General features: G+C 70.5%; 16 protein-coding genes. 9 read left to right on the plus strand and 7 right to left on the minus strand.

Going from position 1 to position 21,769, the window contains the following annotated elements; all coding sequences use genetic code 11:
• Positions 1 to 36 precede the first annotated feature (36 nt).
• Complete coding sequence (helR, locus tag ABZ953_RS31120) at positions 37 to 2,244, minus strand: RNA polymerase recycling motor ATPase HelR (RefSeq protein ID WP_361730771.1); 2,208 nt, start codon at positions 2,242 to 2,244, stop codon at positions 37 to 39.
• 404 nt (positions 2,245 to 2,648) lie between these two features.
• Between helR and ABZ953_RS31125 the strand changes: the two genes are divergently transcribed.
• Positions 2,649 to 3,137, plus strand: coding sequence for a GNAT family N-acetyltransferase (locus tag ABZ953_RS31125; RefSeq protein WP_361730831.1), 489 nt, complete (start codon positions 2,649 to 2,651; stop codon positions 3,135 to 3,137).
• Between the two features lie 40 nt (positions 3,138 to 3,177).
• Here the strand turns inward: ABZ953_RS31125 and ABZ953_RS31130 are convergent, their stop codons facing one another.
• The 5 genes from ABZ953_RS31130 to ABZ953_RS31150 all read right to left on the minus strand — a co-directional run bounded on the left by ABZ953_RS31130 (position 3,178) and on the right by ABZ953_RS31150 (position 8,502).
• Positions 3,178 to 4,593: a helix-turn-helix transcriptional regulator gene (locus ABZ953_RS31130; RefSeq protein ID WP_361730774.1), complete on the minus strand. Its 1,416-nt coding sequence runs from the start codon at positions 4,591 to 4,593 to the stop codon at positions 3,178 to 3,180.
• Positions 4,594 to 4,763: 170 nt separating this feature from the next.
• The gene (argB, locus tag ABZ953_RS31135; protein ID WP_361730834.1) at positions 4,764 to 5,672 is read right to left on the minus strand and encodes an acetylglutamate kinase; all 909 of its coding nucleotides are present in this window, start codon (positions 5,670 to 5,672) and stop codon (positions 4,764 to 4,766) included.
• 182 nt (positions 5,673 to 5,854) lie between these two features.
• The gene (gene argJ / locus ABZ953_RS31140) at positions 5,855 to 7,006 is read right to left on the minus strand and encodes a bifunctional glutamate N-acetyltransferase/amino-acid acetyltransferase ArgJ (protein WP_361730777.1); all 1,152 of its coding nucleotides are present in this window, start codon (positions 7,004 to 7,006) and stop codon (positions 5,855 to 5,857) included.
• Complete coding sequence (gene argC / locus ABZ953_RS31145) at positions 7,003 to 8,043, minus strand: N-acetyl-gamma-glutamyl-phosphate reductase (protein WP_361730780.1); 1,041 nt, start codon at positions 8,041 to 8,043, stop codon at positions 7,003 to 7,005. Before argC ends, argJ begins: the two co-directional genes overlap by 4 nt.
• A 117-nt stretch (positions 8,044 to 8,160) precedes the next feature.
• Complete coding sequence (locus ABZ953_RS31150; protein WP_361730783.1) at positions 8,161 to 8,502, minus strand: isochorismatase family protein; 342 nt, start codon at positions 8,500 to 8,502, stop codon at positions 8,161 to 8,163.
• A 349-nt stretch (positions 8,503 to 8,851) separates the two neighbouring features.
• Between ABZ953_RS31150 and ABZ953_RS31155 the strand changes: the two genes are divergently transcribed.
• From ABZ953_RS31155 to ABZ953_RS31185, 7 genes are all read left to right on the plus strand, one after another.
• Complete coding sequence (locus ABZ953_RS31155) at positions 8,852 to 10,465, plus strand: DUF4192 domain-containing protein (protein WP_361730786.1); 1,614 nt, start codon at positions 8,852 to 8,854, stop codon at positions 10,463 to 10,465.
• 231 nt (positions 10,466 to 10,696) lie between these two features.
• Positions 10,697 to 12,880, plus strand: coding sequence for a glycogen debranching N-terminal domain-containing protein (locus ABZ953_RS31160; protein WP_361730788.1), 2,184 nt, complete (start codon positions 10,697 to 10,699; stop codon positions 12,878 to 12,880).
• Between the two features lie 144 nt (positions 12,881 to 13,024).
• Positions 13,025 to 13,786 carry an NUDIX domain-containing protein gene (locus tag ABZ953_RS31165; protein WP_361730790.1) on the plus strand — a complete coding sequence of 254 codons (762 nt, stop codon included), beginning with the start codon at positions 13,025 to 13,027 and terminating at the stop codon, positions 13,784 to 13,786.
• Positions 13,787 to 13,990: 204 nt separating this feature from the next.
• Positions 13,991 to 16,159 carry an ATP-binding cassette domain-containing protein gene (locus tag ABZ953_RS31170; protein ID WP_361730793.1) on the plus strand — a complete coding sequence of 723 codons (2,169 nt, stop codon included), beginning with the start codon at positions 13,991 to 13,993 and terminating at the stop codon, positions 16,157 to 16,159.
• 162 nt (positions 16,160 to 16,321) lie between these two features.
• A complete protein-coding gene (locus tag ABZ953_RS31175; protein WP_361730796.1) occupies positions 16,322 to 17,209 on the plus strand; it encodes an FCD domain-containing protein in 888 nt (295 codons plus the stop codon).
• A gap of 468 nt (positions 17,210 to 17,677) precedes the next feature.
• Positions 17,678 to 19,222, plus strand: a complete 1,545-nt coding sequence (locus ABZ953_RS31180; RefSeq protein WP_361730798.1) for an RNA polymerase sigma factor — start codon at positions 17,678 to 17,680, stop codon at positions 19,220 to 19,222.
• Between the two features lie 143 nt (positions 19,223 to 19,365).
• Positions 19,366 to 20,193 (plus strand): serine protease, encoded by an 828-nt coding sequence (locus ABZ953_RS31185; protein ID WP_361730801.1) that lies wholly within the window; start codon positions 19,366 to 19,368, stop codon positions 20,191 to 20,193.
• A gap of 194 nt (positions 20,194 to 20,387) precedes the next feature.
• Here ABZ953_RS31185 and ABZ953_RS31190 read toward each other — a convergent pair whose 3' ends face one another.
• Positions 20,388 to 20,618 carry a hypothetical protein gene (locus ABZ953_RS31190; protein ID WP_055544920.1) on the minus strand — a complete coding sequence of 77 codons (231 nt, stop codon included), beginning with the start codon at positions 20,616 to 20,618 and terminating at the stop codon, positions 20,388 to 20,390.
• Between the two features lie 441 nt (positions 20,619 to 21,059).
• Between ABZ953_RS31190 and ABZ953_RS31195 the strand changes: the two genes are divergently transcribed.
• Positions 21,060 to 21,769 (plus strand): ATP-binding protein (locus tag ABZ953_RS31195; RefSeq protein WP_361730804.1); only part of this gene is annotated, 710 nt, incomplete at its 3' end.

Consider the following 21,769-nt stretch of genomic DNA (forward strand, 5'->3'; position numbering starts at 1 on the left):
ACTTGTGGTCAGGAACTGGTGGTCAGGGACTTGTGGTCAGGAACTTGTGAGGACGACGAGTCGCTGGGTCGCCCTGGTCATCGCGACATAGCGGTCGACCGCGCCCTCGATGCCCTCGCCGAACGCCTCCGGGTCGACGAGGACGACCAGGTCGAACTCGAGCCCCTTCGACAGCTCCGGAGTCAGCGACCGCACCCGCGGCCTCGCCCGGAACGTGGGATCGCCGATGACGCAGGCGACCCCTTCGGCGTGCTCGCCGAGCCACGCGTCGAGGACCGCGTCCAGCTCCGTCACCGGCCCGTGGACGACCGGAATGCCGCTGCTGCGGATGGACGTGGGCACGTTGGCGTCGGGGAGCGCGGCCCGGATGACCGGCTCGGCCTCCGCCATGACCTCTTCCGGCGTGCGGTAGTTGATGCTGAGGGAGGCCAGCTTGATCCGGTCGACGCCGGCCCGCCGCAGTCGTTCCTCCCACGACTCGGAGAACCCGTGCCGCGCCTGGGCGCGGTCCCCGACGATGGTGAAACTCCGCGAGGGGCAGCGCAGCAGCAGCATCTGCCATTCGGCATCGGTCAGTTCCTGGGCCTCGTCCACGACGACGTGCGCGAACGGCCCCGCGAGGCGGTCCGGGTCGGCGGTGGGCAGCGCACTCTCGTCGATCAGGCTGTCCTGCAGATCCTTTCCGCGCAGCATCCGCACCGCGCCCTCGCTGTCGTCACCGGCGGAGTTGAAGTCGGCCGCCGAGATGATGTCGTCGATGACGAGCGACATGCGTTCGCGTTCGGCGGCGACCGCGACGGCCTGGCGGCGTCTCAGCCGCGCCGCCTCCGGGTCGCCGAGCCGCTGCCGCGCCGCGTCGAGCAGCGGGAGGTCGGAGACCGTCCAGGCCTGCGGGGCGTCCTTGCGCCGCAGCTTCGCCATGTCGTCCCGGCCGAGCCAGGGCGCGCACATCCGCAGATAGGCGGGGACCGTCCACAGGTCGGAGACCACGTCGGCGGCCTCGAGCAGCGGCCACGCGCGATGCAGGGTCGTGACCAGTTCCCTGTCCTGGCGCAGCGACCGGAGGAACATGTCCGCCGAGACGCCGTCCTCCCCCTCGTCCATGCCCAGCTTGTCCATCAGGATCGTGGCCAGTTCCTCCCAGATCTGTTCGCGCGCCTCGTTGTGCGCGGTGCCCGGACCGGGCGCCCGGAACGCCTCGGCCCAGTCACCGGCGCTCACCCGGACGTCGGACCAGGCCGTCGTGGCCGTCATGGCCGCGGTGGGCGGCTCCTCGTAGAACAGGACGGCCTTCTCGATCGCCTTCACCATGTCCGCGGACGACTTGAGGCGGGCCACGTCCGGATCGGTCTCGGGCGCCGCCGCCGCGCCCTCGGTGACGAGGTCCCGCAGGGTGCAGGTCTGCACGCCCTCCTCCCCGAGGCTGGGCAGGACGTCGGCGACATAGCCCAGGTAAGGCTCGTGCGGGCCGACGAAGAGCACGCCGCCGCGGCGGTGGCCGAGGCGCGGGTCGGAGTAGAGGAGGTAGGCGGAACGGTGCAGCGCGACCACGGTCTTGCCCGTGCCCGGACCACCGTCGACGACGAGGGCGCCACGCGAACCCGCACGGATGATGGCGTCCTGGTCGGCCTGGATCGTGCCGAGCACGTCGCGCATCCGGGCCGAGCGGTTGCCGCCCAGGCTGGCGATGAACGCGGACTGGTCGTCGAGCGCCGCGTGCTGTTCGAGCCCGTCGGCGGTGAACACCTCGTCCCAGTAGTCGCTGATCCGGCCGCCGGTCCAGCGGTACCTACGGCGGCTCGCAAGCCCCATCGGATTGGCGTGGGTCGCCGCGAAGAACGGCTCGGCGGCGGGGGAGCGCCAGTCGACCAGGAGCCGACGGCCCTCGCTGTCGGTGAGGCCGAGGCGCCCGATATACAGCGGCTCGGTGCCGTCCGTGACGTCATCCGTGACGTTATCCGCGGTGACGACGCGTCCCAGGCACAGGTCGAGGCCGAAGCGGCGCAGCGCCCGCAGACGGCCGCTCACCCGGTGGATCTCCGAGTCCCGGTCCATCGCCTCGCGGCCGATGCCGCCGGGAGCCTTGCGCAAGTCGTCGAGACGGCCGGAGAGTTCGGTGATGGTCTGGTCGAGGCTCTCCGCGATGGCCGCGAAGTGCCGGTCGTCCGCGTCGATCAACGCGGTGTCGGCCTTGGCCGAGAGGTTGGCGGGAAGGTTGAAAGCACTGGTGGCCTGGGGGTTCACGTCATCAGCTCCGATCCGAGGCCAGTGATTGTGCGGTACGACCGGGGCCTTGCCGCAAGCCCCCCAGTGAGCTATAAGTTGAGAGTGGCAAGAGGTGGGAACTCCCTCTTGCCTTTCTCTTTGCCGCGACGCCTCGACGTCGTGACGTGTGACGCCGTGACGCGGTGACGCTCTCTGGCGTGCGGCGCGCATCTCCCCGCTTCTCGGCCGGGCGCATCGGGCGCATCGGGCGCATCGGGCGCCTCAGGCGTGGGCGCTTCGGGCCAACTGGACTCGTCGGTTAGGTAAGGCTAGCCTTACTTTGCTCGGTCGTCGGGGAAGTGGCACGGCGACGAGCCGTCCTTCGCCCGTGGAACCGAGGAAGGTAAGCCTTGATCACGGCTACGCCGCGCCCTGCCCCGCTCATGCCCGCGCTCCCCGGGCGGACGCCCACGGTGCGCTCCGCCCGCGAGGAGGACGCCGCCGCACTCGTCGCCCTCTCCCAGCCCTTCGTACGCTCGGGCGCGCTGCGGAAACGACCGGCCTCGCTGTACGCCGCCCAAGCTGAAGACTTCTTCGTGGCGGACGTCCCCGGCGGCCCACTAGAGGGCTGCGTGGGCCTGCGCGTGCACCCGGCGGAACCTGGGGAGGCCCGCGGTCCCGCGGGCATTCTCTACAACTTCTGCGTGGCCGGACACAGGCAGGGGCGCGGCGTGGGAGGCGGACTCCTGCGCGCCGTACTGGCCGTCGCACGCGCCCAGTCGCTCGGCGTGCTGTTCACGGCGACGACCGGCGGCGGCGACTTGTTCCTCCGCTACGGCTTCACCCCCACGACCGTGCGCCGCGCGCCCGCTTCCTGGGCGGCCTCCCTCGATCCGCGGCGCGGCGCACGGATTCTGACGATGGGTCTGTGAGCAGGGGGTGATGGGGCGATAAGGGGGCTGGGGTTCAGTTCTAGTAGCGACCCCTCAGCCACCCGTCGTAACCCCCCCACCGGTAGGCGGGGCGCCCCGCCGAGCCGCTGGTACGGAACGGCTTGCCCTGGTCGTCGATGCGCAACGTCCCGTGTCGGCCACCGCTGGACCACCGCAGTTCCAGATCCCACCGGACATCGTGCTTTTCGGCCCGCGCAGTGATGTAGAAGACCAGCGGATCGCTCTCACTGACCTTGTACGGAAAGCCACGCTGGCCCGCGACGGGCGTGGCCCTCGGTGCCGAGGCATCCAGGTCGACGGTGAAGGACTTGGTCTCCACCGGTTTGCCGCAGTGGGTCTTCATGTGGAAGGTGTTCCAGGGCGGCGGCGCGCCACGGCTCTGCACGCGTACGTTCATCTTCTCCAGGACGACAGGCGCCTTGCCCGTGCCCTGCAGGGTGACTTGGAGGTACTGGTCGCGGGCCGGGACGGCACCGAGTTCGCCCACCCAGGCGGGCGTGTCCTGCGGCATGGGCGGCTTCGGCACCTGACCGGCGCGGCGGTTCACCAGGAAACTCTGCACGCAGTCGGCGTCGAACTCGTCGGCGTAGGGCCTGGTGCGTGCGGCCAGAGGCGAGCCGGGACCCTTGTGCCGCGCGCCACCGGACGCGGGGCCTTTGCCGCCACCTCCCGAGGCGCCGGGCGCCTGCCTGCCTTTCCCTGAGCCCTCTGACCCCTCTGACCCCTCTAACCTCTCTGAGGTCCCGGAGTTCTCGTGCCCCTCGGAACCCAGGCCGGAAGGACCGCCGTTCCCGCCCTGGCCACCGCCCGGCATCCCCGCTCTGGGGGACGACTCCTTGCCGTGGGACTTGCCCTTGCCCTCGGGTTCGTCCTGGCCGTCACCCTTGCCGGACCGGCCGGACGACGAGGCACTCGGGTCCGACGAGGCGGCGGGGTCCACGCCCTGGCCGTGCTTGCCCTTGCCGCCGTCACCTCTGGCGTTCACGGCGAGAACGACGGAGCTGATCGCGACGACCACGGCGATGACGGCGGCTGCGAGCACGAGGGTGCGTCGCTTGCGGAACAGGGAGAGCACCCGTGTCTCTGATCCCAGCTCCGGCCCAGCCTTCGACTCGGGTTCCGGTTCGGGTTCCGGCTTCAACTCCGTTTCGGGGGCGGGCGTCAGGAGAGCGGAGGCGGCAGGTCCGGCCTCCGCCCTCCGCCCCCGAGCCGCATCGGCCAGGACCCAACGCCGGTGAACCTCCACCAGTTCCTCCCGCGTCGCCCCGCAGACCCGTGCGAACCGTTCCGCCAAGGCGAACTGTGCGGGCACCGCATCCCCGCTGCAGTACCGGTGCAACGCGGAGGAACTCATGTGAAGTCGCTCGCCCAGCACTCCATAGCTGAGACCTGACCGCGCCTTGAGCTCCCCGAGCAGCTCTGCGAGCGACGCCATCCCCACCGTCCCCACCTCAGTCGTGTGTTCCTGTCCCGGAACATGTCATGAGGGATCAGCCATGTTCCGAATCCGAGACGCCGCGAGGCCCAGCCGCGGTTCCGGAGCCCCCCTTGGATGGACTGGGCCAATGGGACGGATCGGACGGGGCAGAGGACGGATCGGACGGGTCAGAGAGAGGCGAGGGGCAGGCTCTCAACACTCTCGGGCCCCGCGTCGGCCGCAGGGACCACAGCCACGCGCACGTCGGCCTCGCTGCCGGAAGGAACCACCGTCGTGCCGGGCCCGGTCTCGTCCAGGAGACCCCGCAACACCGCATGCGGAACGCGCCCGTCGACCACGTGAGCCTTGCGCACACCCCCGCGCACAGCCCGCAGGCAGCCCTCCATCTTCGGCAGCATCCCGCTCGCGAGGCCGGGCAGCATTCCGTCCAGCGCGTCGGTCGTCAGCCGCTCGATCACCTCGGTGCTGTGCGGCCAGTCCGCGTACAGCCCCTCCACATCGGTCAGCATGACGAGGCGTTCGGCGTCGAGAGCCACGGCCAGGGCCGAGGCCGCGAGATCGGCGTTGACGTTGTAGACCTCGCCCTCCTCACCGCGGGCCACGGGCGAGACCACCGGTATGTGCCCCTGCTCCAGAAGGCTGCGCATCATGCTCGGGTTCACGTCCACGACGTCGCCGACGAGACCGATGTCCACCGGTCGGCCGTCCACCCAGGCGGGCCGCCGCGCGGCCGTCATCGTGTGCGCGTCCTCGCCCGTCATTCCCACGGCGAAGGGCCCGTGCGCGTTGATGTGGCCGACCAATTCCCGCTGGACGCGGCCGGTCAGCACCATGCGGACCACTTCCATCGTCTCCGGAGTGGTCACCCGCAGGCCCGCCTCGAAGCGGGTTTCCAGCTCCAGGCGGTCGAGCATCGCGCTGATCTGCGGCCCACCTCCGTGCACGACGACTGGACGCAGCCCCGCCTGCCACAGCTCCACGACGTCCCGGGCGAACGTCCGCTGCAGGCTCGCGTCCACCATGGCATTGCCGCCGAACTTGACGACGACCACGCTGCCGAGCAGGCCCTCCGGTATGGGCCCGTGCGCTTTCGAGGTGGAGGGACCGAAACTCACACCCGTACCCGTACCCGTACCCGTACCCGCACCTGAACTCGTACCCGCACCCGTACCTGAACTCGCTCCCGCACCCCCACTCACACCTACGTCCGCGTGTCCGTGCCCGCCGACGACCGTTCGCATGTCTGCCCCTACCCCGTTCACGAGCTGTACGCGCTGTTCTCGTGGACGTACGCAGCGCTGAGATCGTTCGTCCAGATCGTCGCCGCCGCCGTCCCGGAACGCAGGTCGACGGTGACGGTCACCTGACGCTCCGACAGGTCCACCGTGTCCCGGGGCTCCCCGGCCGCCCCGTCCCGGCACACCAGGACGCCGTTGATCGCCACATCCAGGCGGTCCGGATCGAAGACGGCGGAGGTCGTGCCGATCGCCGACAGCACCCGCCCCCAGTTCGGATCCTCGCCGTGCAAAGCGCACTTGAGGAGATTGTTCCGGGCCACCGACCTGCCCACCTCTTCGGCATCCCGCTCCGAAGCCGCGCCGACCACCCGCACCTCGATCTCCTTCGAAGCGCCTTCCGCGTCCGCGATGAGCCGCTGCGCCAGATGGAGACACACGCCGTGCACGGCCTCCGCGAACGCGGCCGGATCCGGCCGAACCCTGGAGGCCCCTGACGCGAGCAGCAGCACGGTGTCGTTGGTGGACATACAACCGTCCGAGTCGACCCGGTCGAAGGTGGTACGCACCGCTTCCCTGAGCGCGGAGTCGAGCTCGGACGCGCGCACGTCGGCGTCCGTGGTGAGCACCACCAGCATGGTCGCGAGGCCGGGGGCGAGCATGCCCGCACCCTTCGCCATGCCGCCCACGGTCCAGCCGGGACCGGACACGACCGCCGTCTTGTGCACCGAGTCGGTCGTTTTGATCGCCACGGCCGCGTCCTCGCCGCCCTCGTCCGACAGTCGTGCGGCGGCGGCGTCGATGCCCGCCGTCACCCGGTCCATGGGCAGCGGAACGCCGATGAGCCCGGTCGAGCACACCGCGATCCGGCCGGCCTCGGCGCCGACCGCCCGCGCCGTGCACTCGGCCATCGTCCGGGCATCGGCCTGACCTGCGGGACCCGTACAGGCGTTGGCCCCGCCGGAGTTGAGCACGACCGCGGACAGCGAGCCGTCGGCCACCGCGCGCCGGGACCATCGCACGGGAGCGGCCTGCACCCGGTTCGAGGTGAACACGGCGGCCGCCGCGTCCGACGGCCCGCTGTTCACCACCAGCGCCAGGTCCGGGTCACCGGACCCCTTGATCCCGGCGGACAGTCCGCTCGCGAGGAATCCACGGGCAGCGGTCACGCTCACGGAGCCACTCCATTCATGGGCAGGCCCATGCCTTCCGGCAGGCCGAGGGCGACGTTCATGCTCTGCACCGCGCCACCGGCGGTGCCCTTGGTCAGGTTGTCGATCGCGCTGACGCAGATGAGCCGACGGGCGTCCGCGTCCACGGTCACCTGTATTCGAGCGGTGTTGGACCCGAGGACGGCGGCGGTGGACGGCCAGGTGCCGGGCGGCAACAGGTGTACGAACGGCTCGTCGGCGTAGGCCGTCTCGTACGCGGCGCGTGCGTCGTCCTCAGCGGCATGTGCCGTCAGGCCGGGGCGAAGGCGTGCCGAGCAGGTGGCCAGGATGCCCCGGGGCATGGGCGCCAGAGTCGGGGTGAAGGACACGGAGACGCGCTCGCCCGCGACCTGGGAGAGGTTCTGGGTCAGCTCCGGCGTGTGCCGGTGGCCGCCCCCGACTCCGTACGGCGACATCGACCCCATCACCTCGGAGCCGACCAGATGAGGCTTGGCCACCCGGCCCGCCCCCGACGTACCGCTGGCGGCGACGACGACGGCCTCCGGTTCCACCAGCTGCGCCAGGAAGGCCGGATACAGCGCCAGGGTCACGGCTGTCGGGTAGCACCCCGGTACGGCGATACGGCGGGCCCCCCTCAACCCATCCCGCGCCCCCGGCAGTTCAGGCAACCCGTAGGGCCAGGTTCCGGCATGCGGGGTGCCGTAGAACCGCTCCCAGTCGGCCGGTTCGCGCAACCGGAAATCCGCCCCGCAGTCCACGACGAGGGTGTCGTCCGCCAACTGCCGGGCCAGCTCGGCGGACTGGCCGTGCGGCAGGGCGAGGAACACGACGTCATGGCCCCGCAGACGCGCCGCCGACGTCTCCGTCAGGACCCGGCCCGCGACGGCGGCCAGGTGCGGCTGCACCTCCCCGAGACTCCGCCCCGCACTGCTGTGCGCGGTCACCGCGCCGATCTCGACCTCCGGATGTGACGACAACAGGCGGAGGATCTCCCCACCGGCATAGCCACTCGCTCCGGCCACCGCGGCCCGTACTGTCATGATCTCCGTCTCTCGTGGTGTCCGTATCTGTGCTGCGACACGCCGCTCTCCGCATGCGACATGCTGTTCCCCGCATGCGACGCGCGTTCCCCGCATGTGACACGCCTGGCTCAGGCGTTATTCGGCTCCCTGTGCAGGATCAGGCCGCGCAGCAGCCCGTCCGTGGTGCAGACCATGCCGCTGCGTGCGGCCCAGCGCAGGGCCGGGAGCCTGCCCCGCAGGCTCCGCGCTGAAGACGACGGGCATGCCCAGCGTCCCCGCCAGCTCCCGGAGTGTCGCGACGTTGTCGACGAGTTCCACCACGGGGGAGCGTCCTGTCGGGAACGCGCCGACGAAGTGGTTCTGCATGTCGTGCACGAGCAGCGCGGCACGCATCGGATCGATCCTCCAGGAGCCGTGCGACCGAGGGAGGGCCGTGCGGTCCGGCATCGGATAGGAGCCGATGCCGGGTAAGCCCATGGGTGATGTCCCTCCCCTGAAACGCGCGCGCCGCTGGCTCCGACTGCCAAGTTGGCCTTAGCTTAGCCTAACCTAATTAATGGTCGTCGGTCGTTGGGTGCTGGGTCTGAGTGGTGTGTCGATGCGGCCTGCCTCTCGGTTCTGCTTGTGCGGTGAACTGTTGATCGGGGTGGGGGTGGGGCCGGCGGGTGCGGCGAATGCGGTGAGGGCTGCTCGAGACCAACTGTGCGCCGGAGAGGGGCGGGAGGGCTAGTCACCCTCTCTGGCTGTGGATAACTCTTGGCGTGCCCCTGATCGGGGTTATCCACAGGGTCAACCGGAATCCTGCGATCCGCGGGAGAGTCGGCGCATGACGAAGAACCACAGCGAAGCAGCCGACCCGATCGGCCCCAACGGCCCAGCCCGTCCGAGGAATTCGTTCGACGAGCCGACGGTCACCCTGCGCACCCCGGCCGAACTGGCCGACGCCTTGCCGCACTTGCTCGGCTTCAAGCCCGAGGAGAGCATCGTGCTCATCGCCTTGCATGGGGCGCGGGGGCGGTTCGGCGGCCGTGTGCGCCTCGGAGTTCCCGGGCGCGCGGAGGACTGGCCGTGCGTCGCGGAACAACTGGCCCAATGCCTGGTGAGCGGTTGCGAGAGGAGGGGAGAGCGCCCGGACGGCGTCGTGGCCTTCCTCTGCCAGGACCCTGTGGGCACGGAGTCCCCGCAAAGGGTAATGGAGCGTCTGCGGCCGCTGGCCCAGGCGCTGCGCACGGCGTGCGGCCGTCTCGACGTCCCGGTGTTCGAGGTCGTGTGCATCTCCGAGGGGCGCTTCTGGACCTACTGCTGCCCGAACGCCCAGTGCTGCCCGCCGGAAGGCATGCCCCTGCTCAGGCCGGGCACCTCGGTCCTGGCCGCCGCGACGACCTATGTGGGGGTTCGAGCCGGCACCACGCAAAGTGAGATCAGGGGCCGACTCGCCCCTTGGCAGACCGCCGCGGCTGCGGACCAGGAGCGCGCGCTCGACGCGGCCGGCCTCACTCTCATCCCCAGGATGCTGAACGAGATGGACTGGGGCGACGAAGACCGCCTGACCACCGAGAACCAACACGGTGAAAACCAACTTGGTGAAAACCAACTTGGTGAGAACCGGCGCGGAGAGAACGAGGGCGTCGCGGCCGAAACGCTCGACCTGGCCCGTCGGGTCATGGCGCGCCTGGCCGCGGTGCCCCCGGTCGTCGACACACTCGATACGGACCGCAGGGACGACGAGCTGATCGCGCACGACGAAGCGGCCGCGCTGATCCTCGGCCTCCAGGTCCGGACGACCCGTGACCGTGCGGCGGAGTGGATGGAGGGCGCCGAGGCGCCGCCCGCGCTGCGCCTCTGGAGGGCCCTGTCCCGGCGCTGCGTCGGCGCGTACACGGAGCACGCGGCGGCTCCGCTGTCCCTCGCGGGCTGGGTCGCCTGGTCGCTCGGCGACGTCGCGGAGGGCCAGGAGGCCCTGCACCTTGCACTGGCCGCCGACCCCGGATACGCCTTCGCCCTGCTCCTCAACCAGGCCTGCAACGAAGACGTGGACCCGGAGTCGATTCGCCGCTGCCTGCGGAGGGAGCGCGACGACCGTGAGGAGGAGAGCCGACGAGAAGCAGAAGAAGCAGATGAAGCAAAGGGCGTAGACAAGGCGCAAGAGACGGGAGCTGGAGAGAAGGCAGAGGCCGCAGAGAAGACAGAAGCTGCAAAAGAAAAAGAGACGCGTGCAGCAGAAAAGTCAGGCGACCCAGAAGACTCAGAGGCGGCGCCAAACGCCACTTCCCGTCGGCGCCGCCGCCGACTCCCGCGCTCGATCGGCGAAGAAGTCCGCAGCTCCCAGGCCTCCGGTGGCCCTCGGACCTTCGGAAGCACCCGAACCTCAGGCAGTTCGGGTACCGGGCCGCAAAACCGCCGCCGCACCATTCGACGCAGCGCGCGGGACGACCGATGAGCGCGCGGCTCTGGTGGTGCGCAAGCCGGAGAACGTGGGCGGCATGGCTACGGTCAGCCATGGCACGCCGGAGAGACCGGGACCGGGGCCACATGGGCGGCTTCCGGACGTGCGGGCGTGACTCGGAGCGGGGTCGGCCCGTTCACCTGAGTGGCGGTACCCGCAGCAGGGTCGCGCCGTCGCATCTCCTGCGACTTCCCCCAGCGCAGACAACGCAGAAGAAGCTGCCTCATGTCTCTTCCCGTTCCGCCTTCCGGCTTCGACAGAGAAGGGCCCCGGCGGGCCGTGCGGACCCGCACGCCCCTGCCCGGCGTCCCGGCCCGGACGCCGACCCCGGTACCGCGCCGCCCCGCCGAACTCCCGCCCGCGCACGCCGTGCTGACCTGCGTCGCCCTGCCGGCCCTCGCGATCTCGACGGACCAGGGGCAACTGACCGGCCAAGGTCTGGAAGGCTTCTACCGCGCGGGACGCCGGACTCTGTCCCGCTGCCAGGTGCGTGTGGCGGGGCGGGACCCCGTCGCCGTACAGGCCCGCATGCTGTCGGCGGACAGCGCCCGGTTCGTCGCGACGCTGCGCCTCCCGACGGACAGCGGTCCCGACCCGGAACTCGTCATCGAACGGCTCCGGTACGCGGACGGCACGGAGCGGATCACCTTGCACAGCTCGTCCGGGCGACCTCTCCGGCTGCCCGTCGAGATCTCGCTCGGCACGGATCTCGCCGAGGTGGGCGCGGTCGCCTCGGGCAGGGCCGGCCCCGAACTGCCCGCCAGCGTGTACGACTCCGGCATGCGGTGGTCCTCGGCCACGGCCCACTGCGTGGTCACGGCCGACCCCGCCCCCCACGACGCCATGGCCTCCGCCGGACTGCTGCGGTGGGAAATGGACCTGCCGCCGGGCGGCTCCCGGAGCGTGGAGCTACGGGTACGGGCCGATGGCGCCGGGCCGGTCCGCGCGGCGAACCACGGCGGGATGCGGTTCTTCGGCGGAGCTCGGGCGGTCGGCGACGACCCCAGGGTCCAGCCACTTCTCGACCGGTCAGTGGAGGACCTGCAGGCGTTGCTGCTGCGCGACGCCGAGCATCCGGCCGACATGTATCCGGCCGCAGGGGCACCGTGGCGCTGTGGTCTCGCGCCGGCCGAGGCGCTCGCCGCCGCCCGGATGGCCCTGCCCCTGGGCACGCGGCTCGCCGCAGGGACGCTGCGCACCCTGGCCCGCAGCCAACTCACGGGAGCTGGACACCGGTCGGGCATGATCCCGGGGCCGTTGAGGGACGCGGGCCCCCACTTGCCACCCGGCTGTACGGGCACCGAGGCGACCCTGCTCTTCCCGGTGCTCCTCGCCGAAGCGTGGCGCTGGGGGCTGCCCGCACAAGAGGTCGAGGAGCTGCTGCCGGCGGCAGAGCGGTGCCTTCGGTGGCTGCGGACCGCGGTGGGAGACGGCGTGTTCCTGCCTGACACCCACCCCGGCGCGCACCAGCCCGTACCCGCGCACCGGCCCGTACCCGCGCACCAGGCCAGACCCGTATCCCAGACCAGACCCGAGACCCAGGGTGGTTTCGCCCCCCAAGACATCCGCCCGACCGGCAGCCTCGCGCGCAGCGAGATCCAGGCGCACGCGCATAGAGCCGCACTGCTCGGCGCCGACCTGCTCGACGCGCACGGCCGCGCGGACGCCGCCGGTCTGCGGCAGTGGGCGGCGCGGCTGCGGACCGCGTTCCGGGAGGAGTTCTGGGTGGACGACAGAGCGGGCGGCAGACCGGCCGCTGCCCGCCTGGCCGACGGGAGGCCCGTTCCGCACCTCACGGGAGGCGCGGCCCACCTTCTGGACACCGGCCTGCTCGGGTCGGGCGTGCTCGCCCCCGGGCTGCTCGACAAAGTGCGGACCGAGCAGCTCGCCCGGCTGCTCGGGGGCCCCGCCATGGACTCCGGCTGGGGGCTCCGCAGCCTGGGCGCGAAGGAGCCCATGTACAACCCCTTCGGGCACCGGGGCGGAGCGGTCCGGGTGCAGGAGACGGCGGTCGCCGTCGCGGGACTGGCCGCGGCGGGTTACGAGAAGGAGGCAAATTCGCTGCTGCGCGGCATGCTCTCGGCAGCCGAGTTCTTCGGCCACCGCCTGCCGGAGATGTACGCGGGGGAGCAGCGCACCGAGGGCGGGACTCCGCTGCCGCACCCGGCCGCCTGCCGCCCGGCGGCCACCGCCGCGGCCGCCGGAGTGCACGTGCTCGTGGCGCTCGCCGGAATCCGGCCCGACGCGCCGAGCGGCACGGTGACCCTGAGCCCGGTCCACAGCGCTCCCCTGGGGGAGCTGGGACTGAGCGCACTGAATGTCGCGGGCGCCCCGTTCTCCGTACGCCTGAGCCGACTCGGCCTCGCCATGGTCGAGGAGGCAGCTGAGGGGCTGCAGTTGGGAGTGTGACCTCGCTGCTCCGGGAGGACCGGTGGACGGGCCGGTGCACTGACTCCTCGACTCGGCGGAGCCCACGGGCCGCCGGGGTCCTCGAACTGGGAAGCAATGGGCGAAGGAGGTGTTTATCGTCAGGCAGACGACTATGATCGCGGCATGTCGCCCTACGACCCGTCGGCCTTCCCGCCCTTCGCAGTCACCGTCGACCTGGTCGTGCTGACCGTGCGCCGTCACGCGCTCTGCGCGCTGGCCGTGCGGCGTGGCGAGCAGCCGTTCCAGGGGCGTTGGGCGCTCCCTGGAGGCTTCGTACGAGCCGATGAGGATCTCTCGGCTGCGGCCGCGCGTGAGCTGATCGAGGAGACGGGCCTGTGTGCCCACGACCCCAGCGCTCCGGCCCAGGCCAATGGAGCGCACCTCGAACAGCTCGCGACCTATGGGGACCCGAAGCGCGATCCGCGCATGCGCGTCGTGAGCGTTGCTCACCTCGCGCTCGCCCCGGACCTCCCCGCGCCCCGGCCCGGCGGCGACGCGCACAGCGCGCGCTGGGCGCCGGTCGAGGCTCTGCTCAGGCAGGGGGGATTCGGCCGCGAGGACGAGCAGGCGGCACCGCTCGCCTTCGATCACGCCCAGATCCTCGCGGACGGTGTGGAGCGCGCCCGGTCCAAGATCGAGTACTCCTCGCTCGCGACAGCTTTCTGCCCGCCCGAGTTCACCGTCGGTGAGCTGCGACGGGTGTACGAGGCTGTCTGGGGCGTCGTCCTCGATCCGCGCAACTTCCACCGCAAGGTCACGGGCACCCCGGGCTTCCTCGTGCCCACCGGCGGAACGACCACCCGACAGGGCGGCCGCCCCGCCCAGCTCTTCCGCGCGGGCGGCGCGACGCTTCTCAACCCGCCGATGCTGCGCCCCGAGGTCTGACGGTCGCGCGCCCTGCCACCGAGCGGCCCCGCTGGGGGCGAACTGTCCGGCAGGTATCGGAGGGCCAGGCCGCCGCGCCCGCACCCTGACCGAAAAGCCGTAAATATCGCGTTATCTTGCTGCTGTACCCGCGGGGTTCGTCCGTCCCCGAATCGGCGGATGGGCCCCGGCCGCCGCGCGGTCGCACATCCTGCGAGAGAAGCGATGATCCAGGCCATCGGACTGACCAGCAATCCCCGCCAGGAGCTCCCGCCCGCCGTGGACGACGTGTCCTTCGAGGCACGCACCGGCCGTGTCACGGCGCTGCTCGGCGTCGACACCGCCGATACGACCACGGCGTTGCGGCTGATGCTCGAACTCCAACAGGGCCGCGGAATCACCTATTTCAGAGGCCGCCCCCTGCACCGCATCGCGCACCCGGCGCGTGAGGTGGGCGCTCTTCTGGGCGAGGTCCCGGGGCATCCGGCGCGCTCGGTCCGCGGTCATCTGCGCATGCTGTGCGCGGCCGCGGGAGTGCCCGTTCAGCGCGCCGACGACGTCCTGGAAGTCGTCGGCCTCGTCAGCCTCCGGGACCAGCGCCTCGGCACCCTCTCGCGCGGCATGGACCGTCGCCTGGGGCTGGCCTGCGCGCTGCTCGCCGACCCGCACACCCTCATCCTGGACGGGCCGGGCGACGGACTCTCGGTCCGGGAAGGCGCATGGCTGCACGGAATTCTGCGTGCCCACGCCGGTCAGGGGGGAACCGTCCTGTTCACCACGGACGACCCCAAGGAGGCTGCCCGGGCCGCCGACCGCGTCGTCACTCTGGAGGCGGGGCGGCTCGTCGCCGACCAGGAGGCCACGGACTTCGCGCGGACCAGGCTCCGCCCCCGCGTCGCCGTCCAGAGCCCGTACGCCGCCCGCCTCGCCGCGCTCCTCACCAAAGAGGCCCGCGCGAGGCAGCGCTCCATCGAGGTGGTCAAGGAGGGCGGCAACAGGCTGTCCGTATACGGAAGCAACTGCGCCGACGTGGGGGAGACCGCGTACCGGCACGGCATCCTCGTCCACCAACTCGCCGACGAGGTCGGAGATACGGGTCCGCTGAAGCAGTCGCTGTCCGCGGTGCTGCTCGGACCCTCGGCCGGTTCTGCGACACAGACCCAACCCCACCCGTGCGACGTCCCCGCCCCCGCCCCCGTCCCTCCCCCCTCCGCCCCTGCCGCCCCCATCCCGACCGCTGTCCCCGCCGCAACCACGGAGGGCGACCCGGCCGAGGTCACACAACGGCTGGCCGCGACCTCCGGCGGAGCCCCTCGCGAGCTCCCTGCTGCAGACCCGGCCGAGCTCTCTACGAGATCCACTACCGAAGCCGAGGCCGAGGCTCAGGCCCAAGCCGAAGCTCAGGCTCAAGCCGATGCCGTAGCCGAAGCTCAGGCCCGAGCCGAGGAGCTGCTGCCCCCATCGACCGGCGCAGCCCCCCTGCCCCCGCTTGAGGCCGACGACACTGTTCCGTTCAACAGCGGCGCCACGTACCTCACCGCTCTCTCAACCGCACCCTCTCCGGGCGCGCCCGCTCCCCGCGACGCGCTGTCCTCCCTGCCCCCGCCCATCACCGTCCGCCCCAGCCGCAGCCCCCTGCGCCCCTTGCGCTACGAGGTGCGCCGTCTGACGGGCGTCGGCACCGGATATCTCACCCTCGCCTTCGTGCTCGCCACCTCCGCTCTGCTCTGCGTTTTCCTGGCGCGGGCGGGGCACACGTCGCAGCAGCGCCTTCTCTCCGCCTGGCCCGGCGAACTTCCGCTGCCGCCCGCGGCTCTTGGCGCAGGGCTGCTGGGGGCCCTCGCCTTCGGCGACGAATTCCGCCACCCCGCACTCGCCGCGGACCGGGGCACCGTGCCGCGCCGTCTTGGGATGCTTGGCGCAAAACTGCTCGTCGCGGCCGCCACGGCGCTGCTCCTGGGAACCCTCGCGGTGGCCTCCGACGCCTTGCTGCTCCACCTTGTATACGGAGACGAGCTCACGAAAGTTCCCGCTGACTGGCTTTCCCTGAGCACCAGTTGGGCAGCTCTGGTGACGGGATGCGCCTGGGCCGGAGTGCTGGCCGCTGGTGTCTTCCGGTCCACGACTGCAGGGCTCGCTGCCGTGCTCGCGGTGCCGATCGTCGTCGTACCGCTCGTACAGAAGGCCGTCGCGGGGCCGTCCGTGCGATCGGCTGCCGGGCTTCCGGGGCGGCTTCGGGACCTCGCTCTGGTGCAGTGGCCGTTCGGTGCCGAGCGGTACTTGGCGGCGGGGGTACGCATGATCGCTCAACCTGTGGGCACTGCACTGATGTTGTCCTTGACCGCTCTGCTCTGCGCATATCTGCTCACGGCGATGCGCACCAGGGTCCGATGACGACCGTCCGCCGTCTTCCAGCGCCGGGCTGTGCGCAAGCCCCTGGATGACGTCCATTTCTTTCCGATAAGGCGTCAATTGCGGCGGGGTAAGCGATCACCCTTTCGTGTGCTTTTCACCAAAGACCTCAAGGGAGTTGGAAGCAGAGCCGACAACTGATCCGTGAGTACCCTTGCGCACACCATGATGACCACCGCCCGCTCCGCCGACTCCGGTCTCGCCGGCCCGGGCGACCTCGACCGATACCCCTTCGCCGAGTCCTCCGGCGGCGAGCGCCTCGTCCCGCCCGTGTGGGACGGCGCCGACCAGGAACTGGGGCGGGTGGGTCGGCGCACCGCCGGAAATCGCGGCCGCGGACTGCACGGCCAACTCGTCCAGCAGCTGGGCCAGATGATCGTCTCCGGTGACCTCGGCGCCGACCGCCCGCTCGTACCCGAAGAGATCGGCCAGCGCTTCGAGGTCTCCCGCACCGTCGTCCGCGAGTCCCTGCGCGTGCTCGAGGCCAAGGGCCTCGTCAGTGCCCGGCCCAACGTCGGCACGCGCGTGCGGCCCGTCAGCGACTGGAACCTGCTCGACCCCGACATCATCGAATGGCGGGCCTTCGGACCGCAGCGCGACCACCAGCGGCGCGAACTCGGCGAGCTGCGGTGGATGATCGAGCCCCTCGCCGCCCGCCTCGCCGCCGGGCACGGTCGCGAGGAGGTGCAGCAGCGTCTCGCCGACATGGTGGAGATCATGGGGCACGCGCTGGCCCAGGGAGACGCGATCACCTTCTCCCGCGCCGACGCGGAGTTCCACTCGCTGCTCATCCAGGTCGCGGGCAACCGCATGCTGGAGCACCTCTCCGGCATCGTCTCGGCCGCCCTGCAGGTCTCGGGCGGGCCGACCACCGGCTGTGACCGCCCCACCGAGGCCTCCCTGGTCCACCACTCCCGCGTCGTCGACGCCCTCGCCGCGGGCGACGGAGCCGGCGCCGAGGCCGCCATGCGGCAGCTGCTCACCGTCCACCCCGAGGTGGAGCGCGTCGTGCCCGCCCCGCGCGAGCACTGACCGCGCGGCCACGCCGACGCCGCGGTCGTGCGCGCGCCTCGCGGCAGCGCTGAGCCGTCGCGTACGCCCATCCGTACGCCGTCGACGGCTCCGTCACCGCTCCCTGTGTCGCCGGATCTCCGCGGGCTCCTCAAGAGCCCGGCGGGGTCCGGCGACACGATCGTGGGGGGTTTCTTTGCAGGGCATCGGGGGATCATTCGTGCATGCGTATAGGTCGCTTATGGCAGTGTCTGGATGTTTTTGAGCACTTACGGGGTGTGACTCGGGCCACGTAGATTGGGCGTAACGCTCCAAGGAACAGCGCGATGACCTAAGAGGTGATAGCCGAGGAGGGAATACAGACGTCGTTCGCGGCGCTGTCCAGCTCCCAGGCCCCGCCCGCGCCGTCGGCCCAATCCCCTGCCGCCGGTCGTCGGCTCCGGTCCACAATGGACGGGGCCGGAAGCCGTTTTCCAACGTTCCGAGAGGTTGTTCGTGTCGGCCAGCACATCCCGTACGCTCCCGCCGGAGATCGCCGAATCCGTCTCTGTCATGGCGCTCATCGAGCGGGGAAAGGCTGATGGGCAGATCGCCGGCGATGACGTGCGTCGTGCCTTCGAAGCTGACCAGATTCCGGCCACTCAGTGGAAGAACGTTCTGCGCAGCCTCAACCAGATCCTCGAGGAAGAGGGTGTGACGCTGATGGTCAGTGCCGCGGAGCCTAAGCGCCCCCGCAAGAGCGTCGCAGCGAAGAGCCCGGCCAAGCGCACCGCGACCAGGACGGTCGCGGCCAAGGCCGCCACGGCTAAGCCCACCGCCACCGCCGCCACTGAGGCGCCGACTGTGGACGGCTCCGCCGAGGACACGCCCGCGAAGAAGGTCGCAGCCAAGAAGACGACGGCCAAGAAGGCCGTTGCAAAGAAGACCGCCGTCAAGAAGACGGCGGCCAAGAAGTCCGCCTCCAAGAAGGACGCCGACGAGCTCCTGGATGAAGAGGCCACCGAGGAGGCACCCGCCGCCGGCAAGCCCGGCGAGGGCGAGCCTGCCGAGGAGGGCGCTCAGGGCTTCGTCCTGTCCGATGAGGACGAGGACGACGCTCCGGCCCAGCAGGTCGCCGCGGCCGGCGCCACCGCTGACCCCGTCAAGGACTACCTGAAGCAGATCGGCAAGGTCCCGCTGCTCAACGCCGAGCAGGAGGTCGAGCTCGCCAAGCGCATCGAGGCCGGCCTGTTCGCCGAGGACAAGCTGGCCAACGCCGACAAGCTCGCGCCGAAGCTCAAGCGCGAGCTGGAGATCATCGCCGAGGACGGCCGCCGCGCCAAGAACCACCTCCTGGAGGCCAACCTCCGCCTGGTGGTCTCACTGGCCAAGCGCTACACCGGCCGCGGCATGCTCTTCCTGGACCTCATCCAGGAGGGCAACCTCGGTCTGATCCGCGCGGTCGAGAAGTTCGACTACACCAAGGGCTACAAGTTCTCCACGTACGCCACCTGGTGGATCCGTCAGGCGATCACCCGCGCCATGGCCGACCAGGCCCGCACCATCCGTATCCCGGTGCACATGGTCGAGGTCATCAACAAGCTGGCCCGTGTCCAGCGCCAGATGCTCCAGGACCTGGGCCGTGAGCCCACTCCGGAGGAGCTGGCCAAGGAACTCGACATGACCCCGGAGAAGGTCATCGAGGTCCAGAAGTACGGCCGTGAGCCGATCTCCCTCCACACCCCTCTGGGTGAGGACGGCGACAGCGAGTTCGGTGACCTCATCGAGGACTCCGAAGCGGTCGTGCCGGCCGACGCGGTGAGCTTCACGCTCCTCCAGGAGCAGCTGCACTCCGTCCTGGACACCCTGTCCGAGCGAGAGGCGGGCGTGGTCTCCATGCGCTTCGGCCTCACGGACGGGCAGCCCAAGACTCTCGACGAGATCGGCAAGGTCTACGGAGTGACGCGTGAGCGCATCCGTCAGATCGAGTCGAAGACGATGTCGAAGCTGCGTCACCCGTCGCGTTCGCAGGTCCTGCGCGACTACCTCGACTAGGCACCGGCAGTCACGAGGCCACTCCACGAAAGGCCCGAAGTCCGCAATGACGCGGCTTCGGGCCTTTCGCGTGCGTGGGGTGCGCGGCGAGCGAGATTGGATCACTCTGGGTACCCGATGGCAACCCAGAGTGAGGAGCTCGTATGCGTCGTCCCTTCGCCCGAGCGTGGACGGGAGCGCTGGCCCTGGCGGTCGGCGCCGTCCTGCCGATGGTCTCCCCCGTACCAGCGGCGGCCGACAGTGTGATCGTCGGAGGCCACCCGGTGAATGTGTCCGAGAGTCCGTGGGCGGTGGCGATCTCCAGCCGCGCCCGGTTCGGAAGTGCGCGTGCGGGGCAGTTCTGCGGCGGCGTGGCCGTCGGGCGCTCGACGGTCCTGACGGCGGCCCACTGCATGAGCAAGGCCGTGCTCGGAGTGTCCGTGGGCAATATGTCAGACCTGAAGGTCATCGCCGGCCGTGCGGACCTCCGTTCGGCGGAGGGGGTGGAGATCCCGGTCCGCGACGTCTGGGTGAATCCGGAGTACGACAGCTATACGAACTCCGGCGACGTGGCGGCCCTGACGCTGGCGGAGCCGCTGCCGCAGGGCTACACGATCCCCATGGCGGCAGCGGGGGACCCCGCCTACGAGACGGGCGCGGACGCCGCCGTGTACGGCTGGGGAGACACCACGGGGTCGGGCAGCTACGCCCGCACGCTGCACTCGGCGCGTGTGGGCGTGCTGGCCGATGCGGTGTGTGAGAAGGCGTACCCGGGCAGTGCCGATGGGAAGTACATCGCCCGGACCATGCTGTGCGCCGGGGAGATGAAAGGCGGGCGTGACGCCTGCCAGGGAGACAGTGGCGGCCCGCTGGTCGCCCGGGGGCGGCTCATCGGGCTTGTGTCCTGGGGGAGCGGCTGTGGGCGTGCCGGTAGCCCCGGCGTCTACACGCGGATCTCCGCCGCCTCGGCAGCCGTGCGCGGCCACCACTGAGGTGACCGACCGCCCCTGGGTGTCCGTGCGGGCAGACCCACCCCTGGGTGTCCGTGCGGGCCGCCCAGCAGGCCCCAGAAGGGCCGTGGACGGCCCTGTGACGCGAACGGGCGGTCGCCCCGGCCTGTCGGCTGCGGCGACCGCCCGTTCACCGGCCTGGTGTGCCGGAGCTGGCTCGTCGTGGATGCGAGGTGTCAGCGTTCCTCTTCGGTGGCGCTTTCGGGAACGGCGGTCAGACGCTCCGTCTCGTCCTGTATCTCAGCGGCGATCTTCTTGAGTTCCGGCTCGAACTTGCGGCCGTGGTGGGCGCAGAAGAGCAGTTCACCGCCGCTCAACAGGACGACGCGCAGGTATGCCTGGGCGCCGCAGCGGTCGCAGCGATCAGCGGCCGTCAGGGGGCTCGCGGGGGTCAGAACAGTAGTCACGTCGCCTCTTCTCTAGCTCGACGAGCTGTCGTACCAGGGTCAACATCCAACCAGGCCGAAAACGTTCCCGCTCGTGGCTTTTCCTCGAAGTTTCTTTTCGAGGAGGTTGTCCGTTGCCGGTTGGCGGCGAATGTGCCGTATTGCGTCTCTTACGTGTCTTACGGTTTCGCGCTGTCTGTCAGGTCAGATCCTCGCCGACTGGCTTGCCGGTTGTTCATGAGGACGTGCCCGGAGCCTAAATGGTTCATGCCTGGAAGGGAACGTGACGTGCGCTTCACTCCATCGAGGGATCGAACACGTATGCGAGTGTGGACTAGTCTGAGTTGAGACGAGGGTGGCGCTACAACGGCTCTACCAGGCCTCGGTACCCTCTGAGCGGTAACCGAAGCCGCGTCCTTACCCCAAAGGACCCCCCTTGAAATTCAGCGAGGAGCGAACCGCGTGACCGCCGAGACGTCCGTGCCGTCCACAGCATTGCTGACAGGAGCAGATCGGGACGGTTCCAACTACACCGCGCGGCACCTCCTCGTCCTGGAGGGCCTGGAGGCCGTCCGCAAGCGCCCGGGCATGTACATCGGGTCGACGGACAGCCGCGGCCTGATGCACTGCCTGTGGGAGATCATCGACAACTCCGTCGACGAGGCTCTCGGCGGGCACTGCGACCACATCGAGGTCATCCTCCACGACGACGCCTCCGTGGAGGTCCGGGACAACGGCCGTGGCATCCCTGTCGATGTCGAGCCCAAGACCGGCCTCTCCGGAGTCGAGGTCGTCATGACCAAGCTGCACGCGGGCGGGAAGTTCGGCGGTGGCTCGTACGCGGCCTCCGGCGGCCTGCACGGTGTGGGCGCGTCCGTGGTGAACGCGCTCTCCGCGCGCCTCGACGTCGAGGTGGACCGTGCTGGGCACACCCATGCGATCAGCTTCCGGCGCGGTGTCCCCGGTGCTTTCGCCAAGCCGGGCCCCGAGGCGGCCTTCGACTCGTCGGCCACGCTGAGCAAGGTCAAGAAGGTCCCCAAGGCCCGCAGCGGTACGCGGGTGCGGTACTGGGCGGATCGGCAGATCTTCCTCAAGGACGCGAGGCTCTCGCTGGAGAACCTGCATCAGCGGGCCCGCCAGACCGCGTTCCTGGTTCCGGGTCTGACGATCGT

The sequence above is a fragment of the Streptomyces sp. NPDC046465 genome (genome assembly GCF_040646035.1).
GTDB lineage: Bacteria > Actinomycetota > Actinomycetes > Streptomycetales > Streptomycetaceae > Streptomyces.

Bases quoted from the DNA above. Each gene is read 5' to 3' on its own strand.
- ABZ953_RS31150 (WP_361730783.1), bottom strand. From the start codon at position 8,502: ATGGGCTTACCCGGCATCGGCTCCTATCCGATGCCGGACCGCACGGCC.
- ABZ953_RS31160 (WP_361730788.1), top strand. From the start codon at position 10,697: ATGTCTCTTCCCGTTCCGCCTTCCGGCTTCGACAGAGAAGGGCCCCGG.
- ABZ953_RS31165 (WP_361730790.1), top strand. From the start codon at position 13,025: ATGTCGCCCTACGACCCGTCGGCCTTCCCGCCCTTCGCAGTCACCGTC.
- ABZ953_RS31155 (WP_361730786.1), top strand. From the start codon at position 8,852: ATGACGAAGAACCACAGCGAAGCAGCCGACCCGATCGGCCCCAACGGC.
- ABZ953_RS31125 (WP_361730831.1), top strand. From the start codon at position 2,649: ATGCCCGCGCTCCCCGGGCGGACGCCCACGGTGCGCTCCGCCCGCGAG.
- argC (WP_361730780.1), bottom strand. From the start codon at position 8,043: ATGACAGTACGGGCCGCGGTGGCCGGAGCGAGTGGCTATGCCGGTGGG.
- ABZ953_RS31170 (WP_361730793.1), top strand. From the start codon at position 13,991: ATGATCCAGGCCATCGGACTGACCAGCAATCCCCGCCAGGAGCTCCCG.
- ABZ953_RS31185 (WP_361730801.1), top strand. From the start codon at position 19,366: ATGCGTCGTCCCTTCGCCCGAGCGTGGACGGGAGCGCTGGCCCTGGCG.
- ABZ953_RS31130 (WP_361730774.1), bottom strand. From the start codon at position 4,593: ATGGCGTCGCTCGCAGAGCTGCTCGGGGAGCTCAAGGCGCGGTCAGGT.